A 2,739-nucleotide genomic window follows, 5' to 3' on the forward strand; every position below is an offset into this window, starting at 1 on the left:
GATGTCGGCATAGGCCATCGCCTTCGCGCCGCCGGCCTTGGCCAGGATCATCGTGATCGCCGCCGTCAACGTCGTCTTGCCATGGTCAACGTGACCAATCGTGCCGATGTTGCAATGCGGCTTGTTGCGTTCGAACTTTTCTTTGGCCATTTCAAGCTCCAGCCCTGTTTGGGCTTGTCCTCTAAACTAGGGTTGGGCCCGAACGATCTCCGAGGAGATCGTTCAAACTTTTAGTGGGCGTATTTCCGAGGAAAAACGCTACGCGTACTTCTTGATCACTTCGTCGGCGACGTGTTGCGGCACCGGATTGTAGTGGTCGTACTGCATGGTGAAGGCGGCGCGGCCCTGCGACATGCCGCGAAGCGTGTTCACATAGCCGAACATGTTGGCCAGCGGCACGAAGGCGTTGACGACGATCGCGTTACCGCGCGTGTCCTGGCCCTGGATCATGCCGCGGCGGCCGTTCAGATCGCCGATGACCGAGCCCAGATACTCTTCCGGGGTCACGACCTCGACGGCCATGATCGGCTCGAGCAGCTTGGGAGCGCCCTTCTCGCGCAGTTCCTTGAAGGCGGCGCGCGACGCGATTTCGAAGGCCAGCACGCTGGAGTCGACGTCGTGATACTTGCCGTCCGTCAGGGTCGCCTTGAAGTCGATCAGCGGGAAGCCGGCCAGCAGGCCGTTGTCCTTCACCGACGCCAGGCCCTTTTCGACACCGGGGATGTAGTCCTTCGGGATCGCGCCGCCGACGATGGAGTTCTCGAACACGAAGCCCGAGCCGGGTTCGCCGGGCTCGAAGGTGATCATGACGCGGGCGAACTGGCCCGTACCGCCGGTCTGCTTCTTGTGGGTGTAGTCGATGTCGACCTTGCGGCCGAGGCTCTCGCGATAGGCCACCTGCGGCGCGCCGATATTGGCCTCGACCTTGTAGGTCCGCTTCAGGATGTCGATCTTGATGTCAAGGTGCAGCTCGCCCATGCCCTTCAGGATCGTCTGGCCCGACTCGAAGTCGGTGGAGACGGTGAAGGACGGATCCTCGGCGGCCAGCTTCTGCAGGGCGACGCCCAGCTTTTCCTGGTCGGCCTTGGACTTGGGCTCCACGGCGATCTCGATGACCGGCGCGGGGAACTCCATCTTCTCCAGGATCACCGGCGACTTGTTGGGGTCGCACAGGGTGTCGCCGGTGCGGGTGTCCTTCAGGCCGGCCAGGGCGACGATGTCGCCGGCATAGGCTTCCTTGATGTCTTCGCGGTTGTTGGAGTGCATCAGCAGCATGCGGCCGACGCGTTCCTTCTTGTCGCGGGTCGAGTTCATCAGGCCCATGCCGGTTTCGAGCTTGCCCGAATAGATGCGGCAGAAGGTCAGCGAGCCCACGAACGGGTCGTCCATGATCTTGAAGGCCAGGACGGCCAGCGGCTCTTCGTCGGACGCCTTGCGGACGATCGGCTCTTCGGTGCGGAAGTCGATGCCGACGGTCGGCGGGATGTCCACAGGCGAGGGCAGATAGTCGATGACGGCGTCGAGCAGGGGCTGGACGCCCTTGTTCTTGAAGGCCGAGCCGCAGAGGATCGGATAGAAGGCGCCGGTCAGCACGGCCTTGCGGATGCACTTCTTGATGACGGCTTCCGAGGGGACTTCGCCGCCGAGATAGGCTTCCATCGCCTCGTCGTCCATTTCGACGGCGTTCTCGATCAGGTAGTGACGGGCCTCTTCGGCCTTGGCCAGCAGGTCGGCCGGGATCTCTTCGTCATGGAAGTTGGCGCCCAGGCCGTCGTTCTCCCAGACCACCGCCTTCATGCGGACGATGTCCACCAGGCCGCGCAGGTTCGATTCCGAACCGATCGGGAACTGGATCGGCACGGCCTTGGCGCCCAGGCGGTCGCGGATCGACTCGACCGACTTGTCGAAGTCGGCGCCGATCTTGTCCATCTTGTTGACGAACACGATCCGCGGGACCCGGTACTTGTCGGCCTGACGCCAGACGGTCTCGGTCTGCGGCTCGACGCCGGCGTTGCCGTCCAGCACGGTCACCGCGCCGTCGAGGACGCGCAGGCTGCGCTCCACTTCGATGGTGAAGTCCACGTGGCCGGGGGTGTCGATGATGTTGAGGCGCTTGCCTTCCCAGAAAGCGGTCGTCGCGGCCGACGTGATCGTGATGCCGCGTTCCTGCTCCTGGTCCATCCAGTCCATGGTGGCCGCGCCGTCGTGGACTTCACCGATCTTGTGGCTCTTGCCGGTGTAATAGAGAATCCGCTCCGTCGTCGTCGTCTTGCCCGCATCGATGTGGGCCATGATTCCGAAGTTTCGGTAGTCTTCGATTTTGTGCGCGCGGGGCATAGCGGAAGCTCTGCTGGTAAAGGCGTTCGGGGACGTCAGAACGAACGGCGCGGGCGGTTTAACTCAAACCGCCCGCGCCGGAAAGCGATGGTTGCCGGGTCTTACCAGCGGTAGTGCGAGAACGCCCGGTTGGCCTCGGCCATCTTGTGGGTGTCTTCGCGCTTCTTCACGGCCGAACCACGGTTCGAGGACGCATCCAGCAGTTCGCCGGCCAGCTTCTCGGTCATGGTGTTCTCACCGCGCTTGCGCGCAGCCGTGACAAGCCAGCGGATGGCCAGCGCCTTGCGGCGGTCCGGACGGACTTCGACGGGCACCTGGTAGGTGGCGCCGCCGACCCGGCGGGAGCGGACTTCGATGCCGGGCGCGACATTTTCCAGAGCCGCGTGGAAGGTCTCCAGCGGG

The 2,739-nt window shown here is 63.7% G+C and carries 3 protein-coding genes; all 3 read right to left on the reverse strand.

Annotated features, from left to right (window positions below; all coding sequences use genetic code 11):
• Window positions 1–150: GTP-binding protein (locus Q8Q77_RS18760; RefSeq protein ID WP_305585400.1), on the reverse strand; the 150-nt coding region annotated here is incomplete at its 3' end.
• Between the two features lie 108 nt (window positions 151–258).
• On the reverse strand, window positions 259–2,337 hold the full coding sequence (gene fusA / locus Q8Q77_RS18765) for an elongation factor G (protein WP_305585398.1): 2,079 nt from the start codon (window positions 2,335–2,337) through the stop codon (window positions 259–261).
• Window positions 2,338–2,438: 101 nt separating this feature from the next.
• On the reverse strand, window positions 2,439–2,739 hold a 301-nt coding region (rpsG, locus tag Q8Q77_RS18770; protein ID WP_305585399.1), incomplete at its 5' end, for a 30S ribosomal protein S7.

The organism is Phenylobacterium sp. (genome assembly GCF_030698145.1).
Lineage (GTDB): Bacteria > Pseudomonadota > Alphaproteobacteria > Caulobacterales > Caulobacteraceae > Phenylobacterium.